Source organism: Nocardioides sp. P4_G4, assembly GCF_056401085.1.
In genome coordinates, this window is the sequence record NZ_JBFUKA010000043.1 from 17,649 (window position 1) to 42,440 (window position 24,792).

Below are 24,792 nucleotides of genomic sequence, written 5' to 3' on the forward strand. Positions count from 1 at the left end.
TATGGAGAACGACCAGAAGACAGGGCTCAACCGGCGCTCGGTGCTCGGGGGCGCCGCGGCGGCCGCGGGTGCGCTGGGGGCGAGCGCGGTGGCGTCTCCGGCAGCGGCCGGTCGCGGCACCGGGCCGGGCCACGACCACGGCCCGGGACCCCGGGAGTACGTCCTCACCGGCGGCCACGTGCTGTCGATGGACCCCGCGGTGGGCGACCTCGACGGCGGTGACGTGCACGTCAAGGACGGCCGGATCGTCGCGGTCGGGAGGGGCCTCCGTGCTGGGGCGGCGCGGATCGACGCCCGCGGCATGATCGTGATGCCCGGCCTGGTCGACACGCACTGGCACCTGTGGACCACCCTGTTCCGCTCGATGGCGAGCTCGTCGCCGGCGACGGCGTACTTCGCGCTCAATGTCACCAACGGCGTCCGCGCTCTGCCCTCCGACCTCTACCAGGGCGCCCGGCTCGCGCTGGTCGACGCCCTCAACAGCGGGGTCACGACCGTCAACGACTGGTCGCACAACCTGCGCTCGCCCGAGCACGCCGACGCCAACCTCCAGGCCCACCGGGAGATCGGGCTTCGGGGCCGCTTCTCCTACGGCACCCCGCAGGGCTATCCGGGCACCTCGGTCATCGACCTCGACGACATCGCCCGGGTCAAGCGCCAGTGGTTCGACAGCGGCCGGTTGCCGCTGATGCACCTGGGCCTGGCCGGGCGTCCGCCGGGTCTGGTGGGCGAGGCCGTCTTCCGTCCCGAGTACGACGCCGCGCGCGACCTCGGGCTGCCGGTGAGCTACCACGCCAACTCCACCCGCGCGCAGGGTGCGCTGGAGATGGTGCGCCAGCTGGGCGAGCAGGACATGCTCGGCCCGGACACCCAGCTGATCCACGCGCTGTACACCACGGAGGCGGAGCGGGCGGCGATCCGGGACACCGGCGCCAGCGTCAGCATCTCGCCGATGTCGGAGCTGCTCATCGGCTACGGCATCTCACCGGTCAAGGCCATGGTCGACAGCGGCGTGCTCCTCACGCTCTCGGTCGACACGCTGTCGTTGGTCGGGTCGGCCGACATGTGGGCGGTGATGCGGCTGACGACCGGCCTGCACCGCGGAGTCTCCGAGCAGGAGCTCTCCATCAACACCCGCCGGGTGCTGCAGATGGCCACCCTCGACGCTGCCACCAGCCTCGGGCTCGGCGACCTAACCGGGTCGCTGACCCCAGGCAAGCGGGCCGACGTCGTGATGGTCCGTCGCCACGACGTGGCCACGGCCCCGGTGATCGACGTGGCCAACACGCTCGCGCTGGCCGCCGGTGCCGAGAACGTCGACACCGTGATCGTCGACGGTCGGTTCCGCAAGCGCGGCGGCCGGCTTCTCGGGATCGACACCGAGCGGGTGGTGCGCAGCACCGAGCAGGCGATCGCGGCGCTGCTCGCTCGCTGACGCCGTCCACCCCGGGGGCCTGTCGCTCCCCCGGGGTGGCAGGGTGCCCCCCGGGGCCTCCCACGGGCGGTGAGTGGGCCACAGTCGAGCAGGGTGGGACGGTGGCTGACGCACCCGTCGTACGGCGTGTCGTGGCGGCGCGCCGGGAGAGCGGTGTCGTGGCCACGTTCTCTCCGCGTGGAACGTGGCTCACTCACCGACCGCGGGCGCGTCCGGGAGGCCCGACCCCAGAAACGTCAGGTGGGCCCCATGACGTCGAGCGGGTCCAGGCCCAGGGCCGTGAGCACGGTGCGGGCGGCGTTGCGACCCGGCCGTCCGGAGACCGACCCGCCGGGATGCGTCGTGGAGCCGGTGAGGAAGAGGCCGGCCAGCCCGGTGTCGTAGCGCGGCCAGCCCGGCAGCACCCGGCCGTCGACCAGGAACTCCCCGCCGTGGCAGGAGCCGCCGAGGTTCTGCGGGTTGTGGGCCGCGACGTCGACCGGCGACTCGGTGCGCACGGACAGGATGTCGAGCTCGCCCAGCCCGCGCGCGCGCTGCCGCACGAGGTCGACCAGCGCGGCGCCGTGCTCGTCCTTGGTGTCCGCCCAGTCGCGTCCGTCGGCTCGCCGCCACGGCGCCACGGTGAGGATCTTGAAGGTGCCCCCGGTCCCGGCCACCCGGCTCGGGTCGACGAGCGTCTGGTTGACGACCAGCAGCCACGGGTCGTCCGCGTCCGCCTCGCCCGCGGCGCAGCGGTCGAGGTGGCGAGCCATGCCGTCGGCCGTGCCGAAACCGGCCGCGGCACCGGCGACGCCGGCGTCGCCGAAGGAGAGGTCCCCGCGGAGGGCCGCATGCACGGCCAGCACGCTGAGGCCCGGACGCCAGGTGTCCCGCGCCTCGAGCAGGTCGGGCGAGGGGGCGCCACCGACGACCTGGTCGGCGACCACGGCGAGGTGCCCGCCGGTCACCACGGCCCGGTCCGCGGCGACGGTGCGATCGCCCACGCGGACGCCCGTCACCCGGTCGCCGTCGGTGACGTAGCCGGACACCGTCGCCGAGCAGACCACCCGGCCACCGTGCCCGGCGACGACGCGCACCAACGCGTCGGGCAGCGCCTGGCTGCCCCCGACCGGGGTCGTCCAGCCGTGGTCGAGGCGCCCGACCGCCAGCGAGGACGGCAGGAAGCCGGTGCCGGGACGCCGTGGGTCCTGGATGGTCGCCATCGCCAGCCAGAGCACGAACGAGCGCACGACCGGGTGCTCGTAGGTCTCGTGGACCACGTCCCAGGCGCTGCGCGCTCGTAGCGCCAGGTAGGTGCGGGTGGTGTCGTCGTCGGGCTGCGGGAGCGCGGAGCTCCACCTCCCGTGGGCCGCGCCGAGGCCGCCGCGCCAGGCCCGCACCATCGCCTCGAAGGCGCGCGCGTCGCGGGAGGACCAGCGGGCCAGCTCGGCGGCGGTGGCCGCAAGGTCCGGGCGCATCACCAGCATGTCGCCGTCCGGCTGCGGCATCACCACCGCCGGGTCGGTGGTGAGGTAGCGCAGGCCCTGCTCGGCGACCAGCCCCAGCTCGTCGTCGCGGACGAGCGGGTTGTTCTGGATGAGCACGTGCGCGCTGCTGCACGAGTCGTGGGCGAAGCCGGGGAGGGTCAGCTCCTCGGTGCGCGTGTTCCCGCCCACGGTCGGCGCGGCCTCGAGCACCAGCACCTCGAGCCCGGACCGGGCCAGGTAGGCCGCTGCCACGAGGGAGTTGTGCCCGGCGCCCACGACCACCACCTCGGCGCGCTCGGGCAGGTCGTCGTGGATCGGCGTACTCGTCATCGCAGGCTCCTCTCGCGGTCAGCGTGGCAGTGGCCACAACCGATTGCAAGGGTGGCGAGGCCATGGCTACCGGGTTCGAGGACGCCCACCGCGCGTGCGCGCAGCCCCCATTGTGGCGACGTGGAGGCGTACGGAGGCGGTACGGACCCGCCTGTCGGCGTAATTGACCGGTATCTCTTGACACCTGTGGCGCAGTTCACAACACTGGCGGTGCCGCAATCGATTGCGGATATACCGAGGAGGAACCATGGTCCGGATTTCCCGAGGCGGAGGACGAAGCCGCGGACTGCTTGCCGCGGCGCTGACCGGCGTCCTGGTCACCAGCCTGGCTGCGTGCGGTGGCGACGACGACAGCGCGGGTGGTGGCAGCGACGACCCGATCGTCATCGGCACCTCGTTGCCGCTGACCGGCGAATTCTCCCAGCCCGGTCAGGCGGCCGAACAGGGGTACAAGGTGTGGCAGGAGATGGTCAACGCCGAAGGCGGCCTGCTGGATCGTGACGTCGAGCTGAAGATCAAGGACGACGCCTCCAACCAGAACACCATCGTCACCGACTACAACGCACTGATCAGCCAGGACAAGGTGGACCTCCTCCTCGGGACCTTCTCCTCGTTGCTCAACCTGCCGGCCTCGGCCGTGGCCGAGAAGAACCAGATGCTCTACGTCGAGCCCGCCGGCGGTTCGCCGGACATGTTCAACCGCGGCTACGAGTACCTGTTCTTCGCCCAGCAGTCGACCGCCGACAAGCAGGGCAAGGTGTTCGCGGAGTGGGTGGCCCAGCTGCCCGAGGGTGAGAAGCCGAAGACCGCGGCCTACCCCACCCTCGACGACCCGTTCGCGGCCCCCAACGTCGCGGGCATCCAGGCGATCCTGGAGGACGCCGGGGTGGAGACGGTGTACGAGGAGACCTACGCGATCGACACCAAGAACTTCGACACCATCGTCAGTGCGATGAAGAACGCCGACCCCGACCTGGTCGTGCACGGCGCACAGTTCGAGGACGGCATCGGCATGACCCGGGCCATGCTCAAGGCCGGCTTCACGCCGGACATGTTCTTCCAGACCAACGCCCCGTCGTTCGGCAGCCAGTTCACCGACGGTATCGGCGAGGAGAACACCGAGGGCATCTTCTACGCCGTCAGCCACTCGCCCGATGCGGACACCCCCGGCAACGCCGAGTTCGTGGCGAAGTACGAGGAGATGTACGGGGAGGGCGAGGTCCCCGAGGACGCAGCAGACGCGTTCGCCGCGGCCGAGGTGATGCAGGCGGCCGTCGAGGCGGTCGGCTCCATCGACGACCAGCAGGCGCTGGCCGACTGGCTGCACGAGAACGAGGTCGAGACGATCCTCGGCCCGCTCTCGTGGGACGAGACCGGTGCCCCGCAGGGTGACTTCCTGATCGGGCAGTGGCAGGACGGCTCCCCGCAGATCGTGCTTCCCGAGGACGCCGCGACGGCCGAGATCGAGCGGGAGTGGCAGCCCGGGGGCGCCGGCTGATGACCGAGTTCCTCCAGAGCCTCGCCCTCGGGCTGCTGCTGGGCGGTGTCTACGCCTTGGCAGCCAGCGGGCTGACCCTGATCTTCGGGGTGATGAAGGTGATCAACATCGCGCACGGGGCCTTCCTGGTCCTGGCGTCGTTCATCACCTACACCCTGTGGGACGTGGTGGGCATCGACCCGCTCCTGGCCATCCTGATCACCACTCCGGTGGTGTTCGTGATCGGCTGGGCGACCTACAAGGTCGTCGTCTCGCCGATCAGGTCCGCCCCCATGGCCTCCACCGTGCTGCTGACCTTCGGGCTGGCGCTGGTGCTGGAGGGCGCGATGGGCGAGATCTGGGGGAACAACTCGACCGCGATCCGGCCGGCGTACGCCGACGAGTCGTTCAACGTCGGCGACATCTTCCTTCCCAAGGCGCAGGTGTACGGCGGGATGATCGCGGTCGCGGTGCTGGTCGTGCTCTGGGTGGTGCTCACCCGCACCTGGCTGGGACGAGCGATCCGGGCGGCGGCGAGCAACCCCTCGTCGGCGCAGCTGGTCGGGATCCGCACCGCCAGCGTCGCGGCCCTGGTGTTCGGCATCGGCATCGCCGCTGCGGGCGCCGGCGGCGCCATCACCGGCGTGCTCTACCCGTTCGTGCCCGGCTCGCACTACCAGTGGATCGCCCGGCTGCTCGCCATCGTGGTCCTCGGCGGTCTGGGCAGCCTCAACGGTGCGGTGCTGGGCGCCGTGCTGTTCGGGTTGGCCGAGACCCTGACCTCGACGTACGTCTCGCCCTCGTGGGCGACCGCCGTCCCCTACGCCATCGTGTTCGCCGTCCTGCTCATCCGGCCGCAGGGCCTGCTCGGGACCCGACTCCGAGAGGACGCCGTCGCCGCATGAGCAGCCGTCCCCCCTCCTCCCCCGAGACCCCCTCCGCCGCCGAGACCCCCGAGACCGCCGACACGGCATCGGTCGCCCCGTCGGGGCGGGCCTGGGCCCAGCCGATCTGGCTGGGCCGGGCCGTCGCTCTGGTCGCCGCGGTGGCGCTCGTCGCCTACCCGCTGCTGACCGAGGACCTCTACTACCAGAACATGATCATCCTCTCGCTGGTCTTCGCGATCGGCGCGAGCGGGCTCAACATCATCTCCGGCTTCGCCGGCTACATCTCACTGGGACAGGGCGCCTTCATCGGCCTCGGCGGCTACACCATCGGGGTGCTGGCCGCCCGCAACCCCGACGTCACCATCTGGTGGTGGGTGCCCGTGGCCGGCGTCGTGGCCGCGCTGGTCGCCCTGGTGCTGGGCCTGGTGTCGCTGCGGTCCTCGGGACCCGCGTTCRTCATCATCACCGTCGCGTTCTTGTTCCTCGTACAGGTCTTCGCCGTCAACTGGACCTCGGTCACCAACGGCACGGCGGGGCTGACCATGCCGCTGCCCGACTGGGACCGCGACATCATCAACCTGCCCTTCTACTACGCCTTGGTCGCGGTGCTCGCGCTGCAGCTGCTGATGACATGGTGGATCCGGCGCAGCAAGCTCGGCATGGGCCTGATCGCCATCCGCGAGGACGAGACCAAGGCGGCCACCATCGGCATCAACCTGCCTGTGGAGAAGATCATCGCCTTCATGGCCAGCGCCGTCTTCGTGGGCATGGCGGGCGCGGTCTACGGCTACTACCTGACCTTCATCGACCCGCGAGGCATGTTCAGCATCCTCATCAGCGTGCAGCTGGTGCTGTCGATGCTCATCGGCGGCAAGGCGACGCTGTGGGGGCCCGTGCTCGGCGCGTTCCTGATCGAGCCGCTCAACGAGATCGCCAACAACAGCTTCGGCGGCGGCAACACCCGCCTCTTCCTGTTCGGCGGGCTGCTGGTGCTGGTCGTCATCTTCCTGCCGCGCGGCATCCTGCCCGCGATCGAGTCAGCGCTGAGCTGGCGGCGTACGCACGGCAAAGCCGGCCTGGTCGGCGCCCGCATCGGCACCGGCGGCAGCCTGGCCTCGCTCACCGACCGGGTCCAGGTCGTCGACCGCTCCGAGGTGCCCGACCGTCCGCTCCTCGAGGTGAAGGGGTTGGTGAAGCACTTCGGCGGCGTGAAAGCCGTCGACGGTGCCAGCCTCGTCGTCCCCGAGGGCTCGATCACCGGACTGATCGGACCCAACGGATCGGGCAAGACCACGCTCTTCAACCTCATCGACGACACCATCCGTGCCGACGCCGGCGAGATCGTGCTGGCCGGCGAGCGCATCGACGGGATGCGGTCCTGGCAGCGGGCGCACCGCGGGCTGGGCCGGACCTTCCAGATCACCCGGCTCTTCCGCGAGATGACGGTGCTGGAGAATGTCGTGGCCGCCCAGTCCTCCTTCTCCCTGCGCGGGCTGGGCCGGATCGCCGTCAGCGGCAGCGAGGCGCGCGCGGCGGAGGAGCTGCTGGAGTTCGTCGGTATGCGCAGCTTTCGCGACCAGCGGGCCCAGGCGCTCTCCTACGGCCAGCAGAAGCTGGTCGAGCTCGCCCAGGTCCTGATGCTCGACCCCAAGCTGATCCTCCTCGACGAGCCCGCCGGCGGCATCAACCCGGTCCTCATCGACCGGATGGGCGAGATGATCCGGGAGCTCAACTCCTACGGGAAGACGTTCCTCATCGTCGAGCACAACATGCCCTTCGTCCTCGGGCTGTGCGACCCGGTCCACGTGCTGGGCCGCGGTCGGACGATGGCCTCGGGCACCGCGGAGGAGATCAAGAACGACCCCGCCGTGATCGACGCCTACCTCGGCGAGGACTTCCACATCGAGGAGGCCCACCGATGAGCGAGACGAGCCGGACCGGTCAGCCGGTGCAGCCCGAGGCGACGGCCGAGCCGATGCTGCGGATGCAGGGCATCGTGGCCGGCTACGGCGGCGGCGACGTCCTCCAGGGCGTCGACATCTCGGTCGCCAAGGGTTCGGTGGCGTGCATCGTCGGCCCCAACGGTGCCGGCAAGTCGACGGTCCTCAAGACGGTCAGCGGGCTTCTCACGCCGCGGCTGGGCGAGGTCCACCTCGACGGCCGGCCGATCCACACCTCCTCCGCGGCCGAGATCCTCGAGCTCGGAATCTCCCAGGTTCCGCAGTCCAACGCGCTCTTCCCCACGATGTCGGTGCGGGAGAACGTCCTGCTCGGGGCCTACATCATCCGGCGCGACAAGGCCCTGGTGAGGCGGCGCTACGAGCAGGTCGCCTCGATGTTCCCGATCGTGGCCGACCGCTCCCACGACAACGCCGGCAACCTCTCCGGTGGTCAGCGACGGATGGTGGAGTTCGCCAGGTCCCTGATGCTCGACCCGGTGCTGCTGCTCCTCGACGAGCCGTCGCTGGGGCTGGACCCCAAGTCGCTGCAGGTGCTCTACGACTCGGTGATGCTGCTGTCCGACAGTGGCAAGACGATCCTCCTCGTCGAGCAGAACGTGCGGTTCGGGATGCGGATGGCCACCGACGGCATCGTCATGGAGAGTGGGCGCGTCATCACCCAGCGCCCTGCTGCGGCCGTCCTCGGCGACCCGGAGCTCGCCCAGATGTACTTCGGCGGCTCGGTGTCCGAGACCTCGACCGAGGCGCCGGTGGCCCCGCCGTCCGCGTGACCTCCGGCCCTCGCGTGGTGCGCGCGGGTACCCGGATCGGGTGAGGTCCCGCCGTACCCTTGCGGCCATGTCTGACGCGGGGGAGGGCCGGTGACCTGGCTGCTCCTCGGCCTCCTCGTCGCGTGGCTGGCCCTGGGCCCGTGGGTGATCGTCGCCGCGGCCGTCGCCCTGTGCGTGCCACGGGTGCGCTGGTGGGTGCTGGACCGCATCTGGGTGACCCGGCGCGGCGTCGCGATCGCCGTCGCCGCGGTCGCCGTGGTCACCGGGGTCGTCGTGGTCGTGCCCGACGGCTGGCTGCCCGTCCCACCCTCCCCGGGGGTCCTCGTCGCGCCGGCCTACGTCGGCCGCCCGGCGCAGGCCCGCCCCCTCCAGCTCGACACGGTGCCCCAGAACCCGCACCTCGCGCGCAACGGGGCCGGATCGGTGCTGGACGACACGTGGAGCACCGGCGCCTCGCCCTGGCCGGGGCCCGTCGGGCTGCAGCCCGAGGTGGACTCCGCGTGGTACGGACTCGAGCACTGCGCCACCCTCACCCTCGACAGCCGTGACCGGCTCGTCGGTCTGTGCGGCGACCACGGCGGCCGCTCCCTGCACGTCATCGATCCCGACTCGATGCGACCGCTGGCGACCAAGCGACTGCCCGCGCCCGAGGACGGCGACGACGACCGGTGCGGCACCCAGAGCTACCTCGACGCCGGCGACCGGGCCGTCGTGGCGACCTCGGACCGCCGGGTCCTGGCGGTCTCCACCGCGGACGCCGACGGTGAGCCCGACCTCACCACCGCCCGCACGTGGGACCTGTCGGCGCAGGTCCCCGACGACGACTGCGTGGTCGCGCTGCTCCCCGACTGGGCGGGCAGGATCTGGTGGGCGACCGCGGACGGACTGGTGGGCACCGTCGCCACCGACTCGGGCCAGGTGCAGGTGCTCGACCTCGGCGAGGAGATCACCCACTCCTTCAGCACCGACGAGACGGGCGGCACCTACGTCATCACCACGCACGCGCTCTACCGGCTGGGCGCGGACGCGACGGGGACCCCGGTCGTGGCCTGGCGCACGGCGTACGACCGCGGCACCGACCGCAAGAGCGGTCAGGTGGCCCGGGGGAGCGGCACCAGCCCGACCCTGCTCGACGGCGGCGTCGTGGCCTTCACCGACAACGCCGAGCCGCGCATGCGGGTCGTGATGGTGGAGCGCTCGACCGGCGCCGAGATCTGCAAGGCGGCCGTCTTCGACGACGGCGCGAGCGCCACCGACTCGTCGTTGGCCAGCGTCGGCGGGGGCGTGGTCGTGGCCAACACCCACGGGTACGCCGGCCCGCTGCGCACCCTGCTGGGCCGAGGCACGACGGGAGGCCTGGCCCGCGTCGACGTGCCCGCCGACCGGTCGACAGGCGACTGCCGGGTGCGCTGGACCAGTGAGCTGGTGGCCCCCTCGGGTGCCCCGCAGGTGTCGCTCGGGACCGGCCTGGTCTACGCCTACACCAAGCGGCCCACGTGGTGGGGCGTCAGCGCGTGGTACCTCACGGGCGTCGACGTGCGGACCGGGCGGGCGATGTTCGGGGTGCGCACCGGCACCGGCCTGCTGATGAACAACGACCGGGCCACCGTCACCCTCGCGCCCGACGGCACGGCGTACGTCGCGACGTTGGCCGGGWTGGTGCGGGTGCAGGACCGCCGGCCGAAGGAGGCCGGCGACGACGCCGAGTGACCCCGCCCTGACGGCTAGGCGCAGGGGTGCACGCCCGGCTCGCCGGGGCGCTCGATGCCGCGCTGGTCGAGGATCCTCTCCAGCAGCGTGGGCCGGGCCGGCATCAGCCCGTCCACACAGGCGTCGATCATCGCGTTGTACGTCGCGGCGTCGTCGGGCGCGGTCCCGCTGAACCACACGTGGACGGCGTAGCCGTCGGTGTGGGCCCGGGCGACGAACTCGGGGGTGAGCACCCGGATGCCGGAGCTCTCGACCGGCACCTGGAGGGCCACCGTGCCCTCGATCGGACGGGTGCCGTAGAGGAAGTAGGCGGTCAGTTGCTGCCGGCCGGGCGAGAGGCCGGTCCCGGGGGAGCGCCGGTGGAAGTCGGCCAGCGCGGTGTCGTCGAAGGACGTCACGATGACGTCGTCTCGACCGGCGTCGTCGACGAAGTCCGCGAGCAGGCGGCCGGTGCGGAGGTAGGAGGCCGTGTCGGAGTCGGCGGTCCCCTTGATCTCGATGTTGATCGGCACGCCCGGGAAGCGGCGGAAGACCTGGGCCAGCGTGGGGACGGCGAAGTCGGTGCGCTTGTACCCACGGGGCGCGGGACGGTCGCCGGTGCGCACGCCGCGGAACCGGTACTTCCGGGCCCGCGCGTCGTGGGTGGTGCCGACGCGCGGGACGAACCAGTGGGCCGCATCGAAGCGCCGGACCTGTCGCAGGGTCAGGTCCTCGACCTTGCCGGTGCCGTCGGTCGTCTCGCCGACGGTGGCGTCGTGCAGCACCACCAGCTGCCTGTCCCGGGTCGACTGGACGTCGAGCTCGATCATGTCCGCGCCGTGCTGCAGGGCCCGCTTGAAGGCGTACATCGTGTTGGTGGGCGCCTCCAGCTCACCGCCGGAGTGGGCCATGTTGAGCACCCGCTGCTGCAGCCACGGGTTGTCGTCGGCGCGGGCCTGCGCGGGCGCGGCGGCGAGCGACGTGATCAGGGCGGAGAGGACGAGAGCGGCGCCGAAGGTCTTCACCCGGCAGACCCTAGGGCGCGGCGCGGACGGCGGACAGCCCCTCACGGGTAGGTGATGCCGGTGGCCTCTTCGCTGATCTCCCACAGCCGCCGCTGGGCGGCGGGGTCCAGGGCGAGGCGTCGCGGGGTGACCACCTGCGGCGCGCCTGACATCTCGCCGGGTCCGCTGGGACCGACGTACGTCGACCCGGGCAGGTCGGCCGTCGCGGCCATCAGCGTGGGCCACGCGCCGGCGGCCGCCGACTGCGACACCGCCCTCACCGCGGCGTCGAGGATGGATGCGGGGACTCCGTGGGTGCGACCCAGCTGGCCGTTGACCACCAGGTGCGTGCCGGCGAAGCCGGGATGGGCGGCGAGTGCGATCACCGGGAGGCCGGCCTCGCGGCAGCGCCGGTCGAGCTCGAAGGTGAACAGCAGGTTGGCCAGCTTGGACTCCCCGTAGACCCGCCAGCGGCGGTAGCGGCCCTCCTGCCGGCGCGGGTCGCCGAGCGGGGCCCGGCGGGCCACCTTGTGCATGCCGGACGAGAGGGTCACCACCCGGCCGCCGGCGGCGGTCACCTGGGGGAGCAGCAGCCCGGTCAGCAGGAACGGGCCGAAGTGGTTGGTCGCCATCTGCGACTCGAGCCCGTCGGCGGTCCGGCGGAGCGGGACGGCCATGATCCCGGCGTTGTTGACGAGCACGTCGAGCGGGCCGAGGGGCGTCGCCTCCTCGCCGGCCCTGCGCACCGAGCCGAGGTCCGCGAGGTCGACCACGAGCCGGTCCAGCCGCGCGCCGGGGACCTCGACCCGGATCGCCTCGTCCGTCGCAGTCAGCCTGTCCGCACCTCGTCCGGCCAGCACGACGCGCGCGCCGGCCCGGGCGAGCTCCAGGGCGGTGTGGTGGCCGAGGCCGCCCCGCGTCGTGCCGGTGACCAGCGCGGTGCGGCCCGTCAGGTCGGGGATGTCGGCGAGCGACCAGGCGGTTGCGGGGCCACTGCTCACGGGGTGACGGCCAGTCCGGCCAGGACCCGACGCGCGAGCTCGGGGTCCCCGAAGACCTCGACCCGCCCCGGCTCCGGCTCCCGGCGGCCGCCGGCCAGCAGGATGAAGGACTCGCGGTCGGTGCGCAGCCCGACGGTGGGGTCCGTGGGGACCTCGTCGAGCAGCCGGCCCCGACCTCCGTCGGCGACGGTCGCGGCCACCGGACGGTGGCCCTCGACCTCGAGCACGACGGTCGTGCCCGGGTCGGCCCCGACGCGCTTGGCCAGCACGTAGCCCAGGCTCTCGCACAGGTAGTCGGTGGAGTGGGCGGCCGCGTCGGCGCCCAGCCCGCCCGGCTGGCCGACCGCGCGGCGTACGTCCTGCTCGTGCATCCACAGGTCCAGCGGACGGTTGCGCAGCAGCGTCAGGGTGGTCCAGCCGATGGCGCCGTAGACGCCGGGCGCCGGTGCGTCCGGGTCGGTCGGCGGGTCGGCCAGCAGTGCGGTGTGGCGCGCCGTCGCGGCGGCCCGGATCTCGTTGATGAGGTCGTCGGGGGTGGCGTCGCGCCGGGCGACCACGCCCTGCTCGGTGAAGCGGCCCATCATCCCGCGGGCGTGCGGGACGTCGCCGATCTCGACGTCGACGTGCTCCCCGCCGGACAGCAGGGACTCGAGGTGCGCGGTGTGCGCGGCCACCGCGTGGACGTCCCAGCCCGGCAGGTCGGTGGGGGTCGACCACTGCTCGGCCGGCACCTTCTCGAGCAGGGCGGTGAAGTCGTTGACGGCCTGCCACCACAGGTCGACGTAGCCGGTCAGTGCGACGTCGCCGCGGCTGTCCGCGGGAGGTGTGCTCATGAGGCGCACCCTAGTGGCACGGGCGGTGCGGGTCGCGGGGGACAATGGGGGACGTGCATGTCCGTGCCCCCGAGCTCACCGGCCGCGGCTGGCTCAACACCGCCGCCCCGCTGTCCGTCCGCGACCTGCGAGGTCGCTTCGTCCTCCTCGACTTCTGGACGTTCTGCTGCATCAACTGCCTGCACGTCCTCGACGAGCTGCGCCCGGTGGAGGAGCAGTACGCCGAGGAGCTGGTCGTCGTCGGCGTCCACTCGCCCAAGTTCGTCCACGAGGCCGACCCCGACGCGCTGGTCGCCGCCGTCGAGCGGTACGCCGTCCAGCACCCGGTGCTCGACGACCCCGAGCTCACGACTTGGCAGGCCTACACGGCGCGGGCCTGGCCGACGCTGGTGCTGATCGACCCGGAGGGCTACATCGTCGCCCAGTACGCCGGGGAGGGGCACGCCCACGCGATCGCCTCGCTGCTCGCGGAGCTCGTCCCCGAGCACCGGGCGCGGGGCACCCTGCAGCCGGGCGACTCGCCGTACGTCGCGCCGGTCGTGGAGCCGAGCGAGCTCCGCTTCCCCGCGAAGGCCGTGCCGGTGCCCGCCTCCTCCGGCACGAGCGGCGGGGTGCTGGTCGCCGACGCCGGGCACGACGAGGTCGTGCTGCTCGACGACGAGGGTGCGGTGGTCCGGCGGTTCGGCGGGTTCCGTGAGCCCAACGGCCTGTGCCTGCTGCCCAGCGGGCTCGCCGCCCGGGTCGGGTACGACGTGGTGGTCGCCGACACGGTCGGCCACCGGCTCGCCGGCCTCTCGCTCGCGACCGGAGAGGTCCGGACCCTCGCCGGCGACGGCACCCAGTGGATGCAGGGCGACGGCACGGAGCGGCTCAGCAGCCCGTGGGACGTCGCCTGGTGGCAGGACCGGGTCTGGATCGCGATGGCGGGCATCCACCAGCTGTGGACGTTCGACCCGCTGACGGCTGAGGTGGAGGTGGCCGCCGGCACCCTCAACGAGGGGCTGCTCGACGGCCCGCCCGACCAGGCGTGGTTCGCCCAGACCAGCGGGCTGGCCGCCGACGGCGATCGGCTGTGGCTCGCCGACGCGGAGACGTCCTCCCTGCGCTGGATCCAGGCGCCGACGCCCGGTGATCCGGCCGAGGTGCACACCGCGGTCGGCACCGGGCTGTTCGACTTCGGCTTCCGCGACGGCCCGGCCGACGGGGCGCTGCTCCAGCACCCTCTCGGCGTGGCCGTCCTGCCCGACGGCTCGATCGCGGTCGCGGACACCTACAACGGCGCCGTACGCCGCTTCGCCGACGGGGAGCTGACCACCCTGGCCGTCGATCTCGCCGAGCCGAGCGGGCTCTACCCGGACGGCGGGGGTCTCGTCGTCGTCGAGTCGGCCGCCCACCGGCTGACCCGGGTGCCGCTGGACGCGAGCGTCGTGGCGACCGACTTCAGCCACACCACCCAGCGGCCGGTGACCGACGTGGGCGCCCGGCTGTCGCTCGAGATCGCCTTCACCCCGCCGCCCGGTCAGAAGGTCGACGACCGCCTCGGCCCGCCGTCGCAGCTGCTCGTCACCGCCACCCCGCCGGCCCTCATCCGCGAGGGCGAGGGCCGGGGCACCGACCTGCGTCGCGAGCTCGTGCTCGATCCCCACGTGGAGGACGGGGTGCTGCACGTGGCGGCCCGCGCCGCCTCGTGCGACGAGGGTGGCGGCGAGGGGGCGGCCTGCCACATGCACCAGCAGGACTGGGGCGTTCCGGTGCGGATCACCGCCGGCGGCGACGCCGTGCTGGCCCTGCCCCTGGGCGGCGCGGCCGGCGCTGCGACCTGAGTCACCGGGTGACTCAGCTTCCAGCGGCCCGGGTGCCGGGGGTGGTGCTGCGACCTGAGTCACCGGGTGACTCAGCTTCCAGCGGCCCGTGAGGTGTCGTCGTACCGCCGGTGCACGGATTCCGGACGTCGCCGTCCTACCCTCGTGGGAGAGGCGGCACACCGGCGCCGTCGTACGAAGGAGCTCCTCATGGGTATTGGTCTCGGCATCGTCCTGCTCGTCCTCGGTCTCATCCTGCTGACCGGAGCAGTCGACCTCAGCGCAATCGACGAGTTCGTCGCCAGCGAGACGCTCGGCTGGATCCTGGTGGCGGCCGGAGTGCTGTCGCTGGTGCTCGCGCTGGTGATGAACCAGCAGCGCTCGCGCACCACGCACGTCGAGGAGCGCCGCGAGATCTGACGTGACCGCCCCTGGGCAGAGTGGGGTCTGTTGACTGTGGCGCCGGTCCCGCGGCGCTTGTAGCGTGCGAAGCGCCGATCCGGCAGGCGCGCGCACTCACCCAGGGGCACTCATGGACATCGTCATCATCGGTGGCGGCATCGCCGCCGCCAACGCCGCACGGGAGCTCCGCGACCGCGGGCACGAGGACGGCATCGTGGTCCTCGCCGCCGAGCGCCACCTGCCGTACGAGCGGCCACCGCTGTCCAAGGGCATCCTGCTCGGCGACGCGACGCCCGAGTCCGCGCACGTGATGGAGCAGCACTGGTACGACGACAACGATGTCGACCTGCGCACCGGCACCGTGGTCACCGGCATCGACCTCGACCGGCGCCAGGTGCACGCCGGCGCCGAGTCGGTGCCCTACGACCGGCTGCTGATCGCCACCGGGGCCACGCCCCGACGCCTGGGGGACCTCGACGACTCCGACGTGTCGGTCACCTACCTGCGCACCATCGACGACTCGGTGGCCCTCAAGGAGGCCTTCCTGGGCCACATCCTGGTCGTCGGTGCCGGCTGGATCGGGCTCGAGGTGGCCGCCGCCGCCAGGCTGGCCGGCGTGGACGTCACCGTTGTCGACCCCGCCGAGCAGCCCCTCCTGGGGGTCCTGGGCCCCGAGCTCGGTGCCCGGTTCGCCGAGCTCCACCGGGGCCACGGCGTCGACCTGCGCCTCGGCACGACCGTCGAGTCCACCGACGGCGGCTCCGTGCGCCTCTCCGACGGCCACGAGGTGACTCCCGACCTGGCGGTCGTGGGGATCGGTGCCATCCCCGATGACCGGCTCGGCCGCGAGGCCGGACTCGCCGTCGACAACGGCATCCTGGTCGACGAGACGCTGCGCTCCAGCGATCCCTACGTCTTCGCCGTCGGGGACGTCGCCAACCACGCCCACCCCGTCCTGGGTCGCCGCATCCGCGTCGAGCACTGGGACACCGCCCAGCACCAGGGCCGGGCCGCCGCGCGCGCCATGCTGGGCGACGACCAGCCCTACACCCGGCAGCCCTACTTCTTCACCGACCAGTACGACATGGGCATGGAGTACGTCGGCAGCGTGGGGCCCGACGGCCACGATGAGATGGTGGTGCGCGGCGACGACCTCGTCGGCGGGCTCACCGTGCTGTGGGCCAAGGACGGCACCGTGGTCGCCGGCATGCAGGCCAACGACTGGGACGCCACAGACACGATCCGGGCGCTCGTCGGCCAGCCGGTGCCCGAGAAGTTCTCCGACACCGACGTCGCGCTCGCCGACCTCGTCGGCGGGGCCGAGGACGACTAGAGCCAGCCGTGCGCCTGCGCGATCCGGGCCGCCTCGCCCCGGGTCGCGGCCCCGGTCTTGCCGATCGCCGCGGACAGGTGGTTGCGGACGGTGCCCTGCGAGAGGTGCGCCGTGCGGGCGATCGTGGCGACCGGTGAGCCGTCGAGCGCCAGCCGCAGGATCTCGGCCTCCCGCGCCGTCAGCGGCGATGGCCCGGCCATCAGGGACTCGGCCGCCAGGGTGGGGTCGACGACGCGCAGACCGGCGTGGACGCGGCGTACGGCGTCCGCGAGCTCGCGCGCCGGGGTGTCCTTGACGACGAAACCGGCCGCGCCGGCGTCCAGCGCGCGGCGCACGTAGCCGGGGCGCCCGAAGGTCGTCACGATGAGCGACCGGGTGCCGGGCAGCGCGCTGCGCAGCTGCTCGGCCACCTCCAGCCCGGTGAGGCCCGGCATCTCGATGTCGAGCAGGCACACGTCGGCCGCGGAGGCCCGCGCCGCCTCGAGCACCTCGTCGCCGCGTCCCACCTGAGCGACCACCGACAGGTCGCTCTCGAGGTCCAGCAGGGCAGCCAGCGCCCCGCGCACCAGGGCCTGGTCGTCGGCCAGCAGCAGCCGGATCACGGGAGCAGCACCTCGACACGCGTGCCCGGGGCGGCATCGCCCACGACCAGGGTGCCGCCCGCGTCCGTGACCCGCTCGCGCATGCCGCGCAGTCCGTTGCCCTCGGGACGAGAGATCCCGGCGCCGTCGTCGGAGACGGTGATGCCCCGTGGTCCGAGCTCGACCACCACGGTGGACGCGCCCGCATGGCGGACCACGTTGGTCACGGCCTCCCGCAGCACCCACGCGAGCAGGGTGCGGTGCCGCGGGTCGGTGTCGGCGACCCCGCCCTGCACGACCGTGCGGACACCCGCGTCCGTCAGCACCAGGGGTGCGGCGGCCAGCTCGGCCGCCAGGTTGCTGGCCCGCAACCCCCCGACCGTGGATCGGACCTCGGCCAGAGCCTGGCGCGCCGTCTCCTGGATCGACACGAGCTCGGCGCGGGCGCGCTCGGGGTCGACGTCGATGAGTCGCTCGGCGAGCTCGGCCTTGATGCTCAGCGCGGTGAGGGAGTGGCCGAGGACGTCGTGGACGTCGCGGGCCACCCGGTCGCGCTCCGCGACCAGGGCCAGCTCGGCGCGGCTCTCCCCGACCCGTCGCTCACCCTCGGTGAAGACCCGCAGCAGCACCATCCCGATGATGATCGGCCACACCATGAGGAAGAAGAAGGCCGGGAACCCGTCCCCCGCGACCAGTGACAGCAGCGGCAGGACCGCCACGACGACGGTGACCCGCGGCCACCACGGCGCCGGGAGGTGCAGGGCTGCGAAGACACCGAGGTACGGCGTGAGCGCGATCACCTCGACCCCGATGATCGGCACCGTGCCCAACGCCAGCGCCACCAGGATCCCGAAGACCAGCCACGGCCGGTCGTCGAGCCATCCGAAGCCGAGCATGTAGAAGACGCCGAACGCCGCCAGGAGGGCGAGCCCGACCACCGTGACCGCGGGCGACTCGGTGGCCTGGAACGTCTCGATCACCGGGTAGACGAGGAAGACCAGCCAGATGCCGGCGAAGATCCAGGCGTACCGCTCCCAGGGGGAGACCGGCTGCGGGACCGGCTGCGTGACCGGGGTCCCGGCAGGCGTCACACCCGCTCCTGGCCACGACGTAGGCCCCAGAGCGCGACTCCCGCGAAGATCACCGTCCACGCGAGCACGTTAGCGACCGGGAGCCACAGCGGGTCGTGGGTGTCGCTCGGTGTCCAGCCGTCGGTGAGCGGGTAGCGGGCCAGCGCGGCGTACCCGTAGAGAGGGGTGAAGCGTCCGATGTCGAGGATCAGCCCCGACATCGGGGTGAACACGTTGCCCAGGAACGCCATGATCACGATGAGTCCCGAGGCGATACCGACCGAGTTGTCGCTGCGGAAGGCCAGGCACACGGCCAGTCCGTAGACCGCAAAGAGCGCCGATCCCGCCCACACGATGACGCCGGACAGCAGCCAGTCGGAGGTGGTGCCGGAAGCGCCCGTGGCGGCGCCGATGGTGTAGATCAGGGCGACCGGGACCGCGGCGACGGCCATGGCCAGGCCGGTCTTGAGGGTGAGGAAGGACAGCGGTCGCAGCGGCGTGAGCGCCAGCTGGCGCCCCCACCCGCTGGTCCGCTCCAGTGCGGCGCTGCCGGCCACCCCCGTGGTCGCCGTGACAGCGCCGTACGCCGCCATCGAGATCATGACGTACATCGCGACGTTGCCGCTGCCCACCGGCTCGTCGGACCCGAGCCCGAAGACGACGTACATGAAGGCGGGCAGAGCGACGACGAAGAACATCTGCACCCGGTCGCGCACCTGACGTCGCAGGTCGAGGACGGCGTAGCCGACGAGTGCGGCCGGGGACCGGGGGGCGGACCGGGTGGCGGACGGCGGGAGGGACTGGACGGTGGTGCTCATCGTGAGGCTCCTGCGAGGTCGTCGGTGCGGGTGAGGGCGAGGAAGGCGGCCTCCAGGCTGGCGCTGGAGACCTCGACGTCGGTGACGCCGAGGGGGGCGAGGGCCTCCCCGACGCGGGCCAGCCACGCGGGGTCGAYGCCGTCGCGGTGGACCGCCCCGGCGGGGGGCCGGAAGGAGACGGTCCGGCCACCGAAGGCCGCGCGCACGTCCGCGGTCGGGCCGTCCTCGACGATGCGCCCGGACTTCATCAGCACGGTGCGGGCCGCGAACTCGTCGGCCTCCGCGAGGTAGTGGGTGGCGAAGACGATGGTGCGCCCGCTGGCGGCGTCGGCGCGCATGGTCTCCCAGAACGCCTGCCGGCTGCCGACGTCCATCCCGGTCGTGGGCTCGTCGAGCACGATCAGGTCCGGGTCCGGCACCAGGGCCAGCGCGAACTTGAGCCGCTGCTGCTCCCCGCCCGAGCACGCCTGGACCCGGCGCCGGGCGATCGGCGCCAGTCCGGCCCGCTCGACGACCTCCTCGACCCGGTCCCGGCGTCCGTGCAGCGCGGCGATGGCCTGCACGGTCTCCACCACGGTGAAGTCACCCAGCAGGCCTCCGGTCTGCATGACGGCGCTGACCCGGCCGGCGGCCACGGCTCGCGCGGGCGCCTCGCCGTACACCTCGACGGTCCCGGCGGTGGGGGAGGTGAGGCCGAGCAGCATGTCGACCGTGGTGGTCTTGCCGGCGCCGTTCGGCCCGAGGAAGGCCACGATCTCGCCGGGCGCGACGGTCAGGTCGATGGCGTCGACGGCGGTGACGCCGGTGCCGTCGGGGAGCCGGAAGGACTTGGTGAGGCCGGTGGCGCGGATGGCCGGGGGCGGGGCTGGGGTGCTCATGCGTCCAGCGTGGACCGGAACGGCGCTCCGTCCCCGGTCCGGCTGTCACGACCTGGGGATGACACCTGTCATGTCCGGGTACGACGACGGGGCCTCGGTGACGACGAAGCGGTGCGTCAGCCACAGTCCCCAGGACGAACGCCTTGTCCTTGCTCGCCACCGGATCAGACTCCGTGCCGGCCAGCTTGCCCAGCGCGACCTCGGCCTGGCGCAGCAGCAGCCACGCACACACGACGTCGCCCAGCGCCATCAGCAGACGGGTCGTGTTGAGGCCCACCTTGTAGATGTTGCGCAGGTCGCCGCCCTCGGCCGAGGCGTCTGCCGACATCAGGTCGTTGATCATGTGCCCGACGATGGCGTTCGCGTCCTCGAGGGCGGTCGCCAGCAGCTGGCGCTCGACCTTGAGGCGACCGTTGCCGGCCTCGCTCGCGATGAACGACTCGATCTCCTTGGCCAGGTGACCCAGCGCGCGGCCCTGGTCCTTGACGATCTTGCGGAAGAAGAAGTCCTGGCCCTGGATCGCCGTGGTGCCCTCGTAGAGGGTGTCGATCTTGGCGTCGCGGACGTACTGCTCGACCGGGTACTCCTGGAGGAACCCGGAGCCACCGAAGGTCTGCAGCGACTCGGTGCCCAGCAGCACCCACGAGCGCTCGGAGCCGTAGCCCTTGACGATGGGCAGCAGCAGGTCGTTGACCGCCGCGGCCAGCTCGTCCTTCTCGCCCGCGTGCTCGGCGAGCATGACCTGGTCCTGCCAGGTGGCGGTGTAGAGCACCAGCGCGCGCATGGCCTCGGCGAACGACTTCTGGGTCATCAGCGAGCGACGCACGTCGGGGTGGTGCGTGATCGTGACCCGCGGCGCCGTCTTGTCGGCCGCCTGGGTCAGGTCGGCACCCTGGACGCGCTCCTTGGCGTACTCGAGGGCGTTGAGGTAGCCCGTCGAGAGCGTGGCGATGGCCTTGGTGCCGACCATCATCCGGGCGTTCTCGATGACGTCGAACATCTGGGCGATGCCGTTGTGCACCTCGCCGAGCAGCCAGCCCCGGGCGGGCTCGCCGCCGCCGACCTGCGGGTCGCCGAAGGTGACCTCGCACGTGTTGGAGACCTTGATGCCCATCTTGTGCTCGACGTTGGTGACGTAGACGCCGTTGCGCTCGCCGGTGAGCTCACCGGTCTGGTGGTCGAAGTGGTACGTCGGCATCCAGAACAGCGACAGGCCCTTGGTGCCCGGGCCGCCGGCACCCTCGACGCCCTCGGGGCGGGCGAGGACGAGGTGCATCGTGTTGTCGCTGAGGTCGCCCTCGGCCGAGGTGATGAAGCGCTTGACCCCGGTGACGTTCCAGGAGCCGTCCTCGTTGGGGGTGGCCTTGGTGCGGCCCGCGCCGACGTCGGAGCCCGCGTCGGGCTCGGTCAGCACCATGGTGCACGGCCACTGGCGCTCGACCATGATCTCGGCGACGCGCTGGTCGCGCTCGTTGCCGTTGGCGTGGACGACGCCGGCGAACGGCGGGCCGGCGGCGTACATCCACACGGGGGCGTTGGCGCCGAGCACCATCTCGCCCATGGCCCACACGAGCGAGGACGGGGCAGGAGTGCCGCCGAGCTCCTCGCGGATCTGGAGGCGCCAGTACTCGGAGTCCATCCAGGCCTGGTAGCTCTTCTTGAAGGACTCGGGCACGGGTGCCGTGTGCGTCTCGGGGTCGAAGACCGGCGGGTTGCGGTCGCTGTCGACGTAGGACGCCGCGAGATCGTCGCGCGAGAGACGGGCCACCTCGGCGAGGATCTCGCGGGCGGTCTCACCGTCGACCTCGGCGAAGGGACCCTGGCCGAGGACCTCGTCCCGGCCGAGCACCTCGAAGAGGTTGAACTCGATGTCGCGCAGGTTGCTCTTGTAGTGGCTCACGATCCACCTATTCCGTTTCGGGGCACCGGTCCTGCGAGGGATCCGGTCCAGTGGTGGCCGGCCCCGCGGAGCGGGTCCGGCGGCGAGCAGCCCGTGCTGCTACTCGCCAGTAACAAAATGATGCCTCGCCGATCGGCCGCGCGCAACACGAACTCACCAGTTGGGGCCATGGGGCGGGTCACAGGTGGGAGAAGTTGACCCACTTGATTACGTATATCTAGTCTTTGCATAGACATACGCAGAAGAAGGGTCGCACCTCCATGCGCAAGCTCATCGTGCTCGGCTTCGTCGGGCTCATCGCACAACTCATCGACGGGTCCCTGGGCATGGCCTACGGGGTCACGTCCTCCACGCTGCTGATCGCCGCCGGTGTCGCCCCGGCCGCCGCCTCGGCCGCCGTCCACTTCTCCGAGATCGGTACGTCGCTCGTCTCGGGCGCCTCGCACCACCGGCTCGGCAACGTCGACTGGCGCACCGTCTCGATCCTCGCCGTGCCCGGCTTCGTCGGTGCGTTCATCGGGGCGACGGCGCTGTCCAACCTCGATGCCGCGATCGCCAAGCCGATCGTCGCGACGATCCTGCTGGGCCTCGGCGTGTACGTCATCTACCGCTTCCTGCGCCTGGGCGGTCGCCGACCGCAGTTCAAGGCGCGGCCCTCGGCCGGTTTCCTGGCTCCCATGGGCCTGGTGGCCGGCGCGCTCGACGCCATCGGTGGCGGCGGGTGGGGCCCGGTCGGCACGACCTCGCTGCTGTCCAGCGGTCGCCTCGAGCCCCGCAAGGTGGTCGGCTCGATCGACACCTCGGAGTTCGTCGTCGCCGTGGGTGGCTCGCTCGGCTTCATCCTCGCCCTGGGCAGCCAGGGCATCAACTGGGGCTACGCCGGCGCCCTGCTGGCCGGTGGCGTCGTCGCCGCGCCGATCGCCGCGTGGCTGGTCAAGCACCTCGCCGCCCGGGTGCTGGGAGTCGCGGCCGGTGGTCTGATCGTGCTCACCAACACCAAGACGGTCCTCGAGTCGCTCGGCGCCACCGGCATCGTGGTGGGCCTGGCCGCGGCCGTCCTCTTCACGCTCTGGGTGACGGGCATCGCCTGGGCCGTCAAGCAGGAGCGCCTCGCCCGCGAGGTCGCCGAGGACCGCCCGCTGGAGCCCGCCCCGGTCTGACGGGTGGGCGCGCGGGACCTCTGGGCCCCACGTGGAGTGTGTGGGGCGACTTTGTCTGACAAACTCCTCCCATGCGCGTCTCCGCCAAGGCTGACTACGCCCTCAGGGCTCTGATCGAGATCGCCGTCCGCACGGACGGGTCTGCGGTGAGCGCCGAGCAGCTCGGCAAGGCGCAGGACATCCCCCACGGGTTCCTGCAGGCCATCCTCGCCGACCTGCGTCGCGCCGACATCGTGGTGTCCCAGCGCGGCCAGTCCGGTGGCTGGCGCTTCGCCCGCGGTCCCGAGACGGTCACCGTCGCCGACGTGATCCGGGCCGTCGACGGCCCGCTCGTGTCCGTCTACGGCCTGCGCCCCGAGGCCGTCGCCTACGGCGAGTCCGCCCAGGTGCTCCAGCACGTCTGGATCGCGGCGCGCAGCTCGCTGCGCGGGGTCTTCGAGCGGGTCTCCATCCAGGACCTCGCCGACGGCACCCTGCCGCCCGAGGTCGCCTCCCTCACGGTCGACGACGACGCCTGGCAGCCGCACTAGGCAGCGACGCCCCGGCGCTGCCGGTTCCGCTTGGCCAGCCGGCGCTCGGCGTCGGCCGCGCGGGCCCGCACCGCGAGTCCGGCGAGCCCCGTCCCGAGGTCCACAGCCGTCGGGGCCGCGCCCACCGGCAGGACGTGGATGCGCGAGGGCTTCGCGCACCCCGCCCACGGACCGACGAGGTCGGCCAGCGCGGCCGGCTCGGGCGCGACGGCGGGCGTGAGCACGATGTGGATCCGCATGCCGACCAGCCCGTCGACCGCCAGCGCGGCCTGCTCGGTCGTGGCACCGACGAACCCCGGCTGGGTGATCAGCACGTCACTCCGCGCCTTGAAGGCCTTGCGACAGACCTTCGCCCACGAGCCCTCGACGTCCTTGCGCCGCAGGCCGAGGGCCTTGTGCCGACGCCGGATCTCGACGTCCGCGCGGTCCATCAGGTCCTGGTCGACCGCCGGGAGGAGGACGCCTGCGCCGGCGAGCGCGGGGTGGTCCTGCAGTGCCTCCTGTAGTGCCTCGTGGAGTGCCTCGACCGCGGGGAGGGCGGGACCGACGTGGAGGTACACGGAGCGCTTGGCCATGGCCCCACCGTGGCGGTCGCGACCGTCGTACGGGTGAACGTGACGCGAACGCCGACCGGGGAGCCGACGACGACGTCCGCCGGATGCAACACGGACGGTGGTTCAGTGCGTCTGAGGGGTGACGCCACCACACCCGAGGAGTGAGATGTCCCGCAGGCACGAGGAGTTCGAGGAGTTCGCCCGCACGCGGACGCCCCAGCTCTACCGGTCTGCCTGGATGCTGTGCGGCGACGCCCACCGCGCCGAGGACCTGGTCCAGGACACCCTGGCCAAGGTCTTCGTCCGGTGGCACCGGCCGCTGGGGGGCGGGATCGACAACCCCGCCGCCTATGCCCACACCGCGCTGGTGCGCACCTACATCAGCGCCCAGCGCCGTCGCAGCAACCACGAACGCCCGACCGAGCACCTGCCGGAGCGGGTCGTGACCGGACCGGAGCACGACGACGGGGCCGCCACCCGGCTCACGCTCGCCGCCGCGCTCGACCGGCTCGCGCCGCTCGATCGCGCCGTGCTGGTGATGCGGTACCTCGACGACATCTCCGTCGCCGACACCGCCGCCGCGCTCGGCGTGACGCCGCAGGCCGTCCGCAACCGCACGTTGCGGGCGCTCGACCGACTGCGTGCCGTGCTGGGCACCTCGCTCGACGACCTCATCGACTCCGGAGGCTCCTGATGACCACCCCTGACCACGGCGTCGACCTGCTCCTGCGGCAGGCCGCCGACCACCTCGCGCTCCCCGACGTCGACCGGCTCGTCGCCGGCGGCGTCTCCCGCGGCCGCACCCGGCAGCGCCGCGCCCGGATCGGTACGGCGGTCGCCTCGGTGGCCGTCGTCGGCGTCGTCGGCGTCGTGGCCGCCGTCGTGCCCCGGCTCGGCGGCGACGTGGACTC

22 protein-coding genes and 1 pseudogene are annotated in these 24,792 nt (G+C 72.4%); 13 read left to right on the forward strand and 10 right to left on the reverse strand.

Features of this window, described 5'->3' with window-relative positions:
* The first annotated feature begins 1 nt into the window (after nt 1).
* The gene (locus AC1DQF_RS11565; protein ID WP_477525366.1) at nt 2-1,435 is read left to right on the forward strand and encodes an amidohydrolase family protein; all 1,434 of its coding nucleotides are present in this window, start codon (nt 2-4) and stop codon (nt 1,433-1,435) included.
* 236 nt (nt 1,436-1,671) lie between these two features.
* Here AC1DQF_RS11565 and AC1DQF_RS11570 read toward each other — a convergent pair whose 3' ends face one another.
* Nucleotides 1,672-3,231 carry a phytoene desaturase family protein gene (locus tag AC1DQF_RS11570; RefSeq protein WP_477525367.1) on the reverse strand — a complete coding sequence of 520 codons (1,560 nt, stop codon included), beginning with the start codon at nt 3,229-3,231 and terminating at the stop codon, nt 1,672-1,674.
* 247 nt (nt 3,232-3,478) lie between these two features.
* Here AC1DQF_RS11570 and AC1DQF_RS11575 point away from each other — a divergent pair, with 247 nt between their 5' ends.
* From AC1DQF_RS11575 to AC1DQF_RS11595, 5 genes are all read left to right on the forward strand, one after another.
* Nucleotides 3,479-4,729 (forward strand): amino acid ABC transporter substrate-binding protein, encoded by a 1,251-nt coding sequence (locus tag AC1DQF_RS11575; protein ID WP_477525368.1) that lies wholly within the window; start codon nt 3,479-3,481, stop codon nt 4,727-4,729.
* A complete protein-coding gene (locus AC1DQF_RS11580; protein ID WP_477525369.1) occupies nt 4,729-5,613 on the forward strand; it encodes a branched-chain amino acid ABC transporter permease in 885 nt (294 codons plus the stop codon). The genes AC1DQF_RS11575 and AC1DQF_RS11580 overlap by 1 nt, the downstream gene beginning before the upstream one ends.
* Nucleotides 5,610-7,517 (forward strand): branched-chain amino acid ABC transporter ATP-binding protein/permease, encoded by a 1,908-nt coding sequence (locus AC1DQF_RS11585; protein ID WP_477525370.1) that lies wholly within the window; start codon nt 5,610-5,612, stop codon nt 7,515-7,517. The genes AC1DQF_RS11580 and AC1DQF_RS11585 overlap by 4 nt, the downstream gene beginning before the upstream one ends.
* Nucleotides 7,514-8,326, forward strand: a complete 813-nt coding sequence (locus tag AC1DQF_RS11590; RefSeq protein WP_477525371.1) for an ABC transporter ATP-binding protein — start codon at nt 7,514-7,516, stop codon at nt 8,324-8,326. The genes AC1DQF_RS11585 and AC1DQF_RS11590 overlap by 4 nt, the downstream gene beginning before the upstream one ends.
* Nucleotides 8,327-8,416: 90 nt before the next feature.
* On the forward strand, nt 8,417-10,036 hold the full coding sequence (locus AC1DQF_RS11595; protein WP_477525372.1) for a hypothetical protein: 1,620 nt from the start codon (nt 8,417-8,419) through the stop codon (nt 10,034-10,036).
* 14 nt (nt 10,037-10,050) lie between these two features.
* Here the strand turns inward: AC1DQF_RS11595 and AC1DQF_RS11600 are convergent, their stop codons facing one another.
* From AC1DQF_RS11600 to AC1DQF_RS11610, 3 genes are read right to left on the reverse strand one after another with little or no spacing between them, the layout of a single operon-like run.
* On the reverse strand, nt 10,051-11,040 hold the full coding sequence (locus AC1DQF_RS11600) for a glycerophosphodiester phosphodiesterase family protein (RefSeq protein WP_477525373.1): 990 nt from the start codon (nt 11,038-11,040) through the stop codon (nt 10,051-10,053).
* Nucleotides 11,041-11,081: 41 nt separating this feature from the next.
* The gene (locus tag AC1DQF_RS11605; protein ID WP_477525374.1) at nt 11,082-12,020 is read right to left on the reverse strand and encodes an oxidoreductase; all 939 of its coding nucleotides are present in this window, start codon (nt 12,018-12,020) and stop codon (nt 11,082-11,084) included.
* A complete protein-coding gene (locus tag AC1DQF_RS11610) occupies nt 12,017-12,853 on the reverse strand; it encodes a maleylpyruvate isomerase family mycothiol-dependent enzyme (protein WP_477525375.1) in 837 nt (278 codons plus the stop codon). The genes AC1DQF_RS11605 and AC1DQF_RS11610 overlap by 4 nt, the downstream gene beginning before the upstream one ends.
* Before the next feature lie 53 nt (nt 12,854-12,906).
* Here AC1DQF_RS11610 and AC1DQF_RS11615 point away from each other — a divergent pair, with 53 nt between their 5' ends.
* From AC1DQF_RS11615 to AC1DQF_RS11625, 3 genes are all read left to right on the forward strand, one after another.
* Nucleotides 12,907-14,676, forward strand: a complete 1,770-nt coding sequence (locus AC1DQF_RS11615) for an NHL domain-containing thioredoxin family protein (protein ID WP_477525376.1) — start codon at nt 12,907-12,909, stop codon at nt 14,674-14,676.
* A gap of 189 nt (nt 14,677-14,865) precedes the next feature.
* Entirely contained in the window at nt 14,866-15,075 is a 210-nt protein-coding gene (locus tag AC1DQF_RS11620; protein WP_457206965.1) for a DUF6458 family protein, read from the forward strand.
* 112 nt (nt 15,076-15,187) lie between these two features.
* On the forward strand, nt 15,188-16,390 hold the full coding sequence (locus tag AC1DQF_RS11625; RefSeq protein ID WP_477525377.1) for an NAD(P)/FAD-dependent oxidoreductase: 1,203 nt from the start codon (nt 15,188-15,190) through the stop codon (nt 16,388-16,390).
* Here the strand turns inward: AC1DQF_RS11625 and AC1DQF_RS11630 are convergent.
* The 5 genes and pseudogenes from AC1DQF_RS11630 to AC1DQF_RS11650 all read right to left on the reverse strand — a co-directional run.
* Nucleotides 16,387-16,992, reverse strand: coding sequence for a response regulator (locus AC1DQF_RS11630; RefSeq protein WP_477525378.1), 606 nt, complete (start codon nt 16,990-16,992; stop codon nt 16,387-16,389). The genes AC1DQF_RS11625 and AC1DQF_RS11630 overlap by 4 nt on opposite strands.
* On the reverse strand, nt 16,989-18,062 hold the full coding sequence (locus AC1DQF_RS11635) for a sensor histidine kinase (protein WP_477525379.1): 1,074 nt from the start codon (nt 18,060-18,062) through the stop codon (nt 16,989-16,991). The genes AC1DQF_RS11630 and AC1DQF_RS11635 overlap by 4 nt, the downstream gene beginning before the upstream one ends.
* Nucleotides 18,059-18,859, reverse strand: coding sequence for an ABC transporter permease (locus tag AC1DQF_RS11640; RefSeq protein ID WP_477525380.1), 801 nt, complete (start codon nt 18,857-18,859; stop codon nt 18,059-18,061). Before AC1DQF_RS11640 ends, AC1DQF_RS11635 begins: the two co-directional genes overlap by 4 nt.
* A complete protein-coding gene (locus AC1DQF_RS11645) occupies nt 18,856-19,737 on the reverse strand; it encodes an ABC transporter ATP-binding protein (RefSeq protein ID WP_477525381.1) in 882 nt (293 codons plus the stop codon). The genes AC1DQF_RS11640 and AC1DQF_RS11645 overlap by 4 nt, the downstream gene beginning before the upstream one ends.
* A 112-nt stretch (nt 19,738-19,849) precedes the next feature.
* Nucleotides 19,850-21,637, reverse strand: a pseudogene (locus tag AC1DQF_RS11650) (acyl-CoA dehydrogenase); the annotation flags it as partial.
* Nucleotides 21,638-21,897: 260 nt separating this feature from the next.
* On the opposite strand from AC1DQF_RS11650, the gene AC1DQF_RS11655 reads away from it, so the two are divergent.
* Together AC1DQF_RS11655 and AC1DQF_RS11660 are read left to right on the forward strand one after the other, a co-directional pair.
* A complete protein-coding gene (locus tag AC1DQF_RS11655; RefSeq protein WP_477525382.1) occupies nt 21,898-22,797 on the forward strand; it encodes a sulfite exporter TauE/SafE family protein in 900 nt (299 codons plus the stop codon).
* A 71-nt stretch (nt 22,798-22,868) separates the two neighbouring features.
* Nucleotides 22,869-23,327 (forward strand): RrF2 family transcriptional regulator, encoded by a 459-nt coding sequence (locus AC1DQF_RS11660; protein ID WP_477525383.1) that lies wholly within the window; start codon nt 22,869-22,871, stop codon nt 23,325-23,327.
* Here the strand turns inward: AC1DQF_RS11660 and AC1DQF_RS11665 are convergent.
* Nucleotides 23,324-23,902 carry a hypothetical protein gene (locus tag AC1DQF_RS11665; protein WP_477525384.1) on the reverse strand — a complete coding sequence of 193 codons (579 nt, stop codon included), beginning with the start codon at nt 23,900-23,902 and terminating at the stop codon, nt 23,324-23,326. The two genes, AC1DQF_RS11660 and AC1DQF_RS11665, sit on opposite strands and share 4 nt — an antisense overlap.
* Nucleotides 23,903-24,047: 145 nt before the next feature.
* Between AC1DQF_RS11665 and AC1DQF_RS11670 the strand changes: the two genes are divergently transcribed.
* Both AC1DQF_RS11670 and AC1DQF_RS11675 read left to right on the forward strand, forming a co-directional pair.
* Nucleotides 24,048-24,575: a SigE family RNA polymerase sigma factor gene (locus AC1DQF_RS11670; RefSeq protein WP_477525385.1), complete on the forward strand. Its 528-nt coding sequence runs from the start codon at nt 24,048-24,050 to the stop codon at nt 24,573-24,575.
* A partial coding sequence (locus tag AC1DQF_RS11675; RefSeq protein ID WP_477525386.1) for a hypothetical protein occupies nt 24,575-24,792 on the forward strand: 218 nt, incomplete at its 3' end. The genes AC1DQF_RS11670 and AC1DQF_RS11675, both read left to right, overlap by 1 nt.

Coding starts and splice junctions, on each gene's coding strand:
- AC1DQF_RS11565 (WP_477525366.1), top strand. CDS start 2: ATGGAGAACGACCAGAAGACAGGGCTCAACCGGCGCTCGGTGCTCGGG.
- AC1DQF_RS11570 (WP_477525367.1), bottom strand. CDS start 3,231: ATGACGAGTACGCCGATCCACGACGACCTGCCCGAGCGCGCCGAGGTG.
- AC1DQF_RS11575 (WP_477525368.1), top strand. CDS start 3,479: ATGGTCCGGATTTCCCGAGGCGGAGGACGAAGCCGCGGACTGCTTGCC.
- AC1DQF_RS11580 (WP_477525369.1), top strand. CDS start 4,729: ATGACCGAGTTCCTCCAGAGCCTCGCCCTCGGGCTGCTGCTGGGCGGT.
- AC1DQF_RS11590 (WP_477525371.1), top strand. CDS start 7,514: ATGAGCGAGACGAGCCGGACCGGTCAGCCGGTGCAGCCCGAGGCGACG.
- AC1DQF_RS11610 (WP_477525375.1), bottom strand. CDS start 12,853: ATGAGCACACCTCCCGCGGACAGCCGCGGCGACGTCGCACTGACCGGC.
- AC1DQF_RS11620 (WP_457206965.1), top strand. CDS start 14,866: ATGGGTATTGGTCTCGGCATCGTCCTGCTCGTCCTCGGTCTCATCCTG.
- AC1DQF_RS11625 (WP_477525377.1), top strand. CDS start 15,188: ATGGACATCGTCATCATCGGTGGCGGCATCGCCGCCGCCAACGCCGCA.
- AC1DQF_RS11640 (WP_477525380.1), bottom strand. CDS start 18,859: ATGAGCACCACCGTCCAGTCCCTCCCGCCGTCCGCCACCCGGTCCGCC.
- AC1DQF_RS11655 (WP_477525382.1), top strand. CDS start 21,898: ATGCGCAAGCTCATCGTGCTCGGCTTCGTCGGGCTCATCGCACAACTC.
- AC1DQF_RS11660 (WP_477525383.1), top strand. CDS start 22,869: ATGCGCGTCTCCGCCAAGGCTGACTACGCCCTCAGGGCTCTGATCGAG.
- AC1DQF_RS11665 (WP_477525384.1), bottom strand. CDS start 23,902: ATGGCCAAGCGCTCCGTGTACCTCCACGTCGGTCCCGCCCTCCCCGCG.
- AC1DQF_RS11670 (WP_477525385.1), top strand. CDS start 24,048: ATGTCCCGCAGGCACGAGGAGTTCGAGGAGTTCGCCCGCACGCGGACG.